Here is a 255-nt window from a genome sequence, read left to right on the forward strand (position 1 = left end):
GCACCAGTGACCAGGTCACGGTCCGCAACTTCTTCAGCAGCAGCGACGCCACCCTCGAAACCATCGAATTCACCGATGGCGGCAGCCTCACCGCCGCGGAGATCTACGGCCTGTTCGGCATGGCCGGTGCCCCGGCGCCAGCCAGCTACGCCCAGACCCTGCGCGGCACCACCGGCGCCGACACCCTCAACGGTGGCGCCGGCAACGATCGCCTGATCGGTGGTAACGGCAACGACAGCCTCAATGGCGGCGCGG

The 255-nt window shown here is 68.6% G+C and carries 1 protein-coding gene; it reads left to right on the forward strand.

The features are described 5' to 3' along the window. On the forward strand, positions 1-255 hold a 255-nt coding region (locus PZA18_RS24850), incomplete at both ends, for a calcium-binding protein (protein WP_284103547.1).

Source organism: Parachitinimonas caeni, assembly GCF_030129945.1.
GTDB lineage: Bacteria > Pseudomonadota > Gammaproteobacteria > Burkholderiales > Chitinimonadaceae > Parachitinimonas > Parachitinimonas caeni.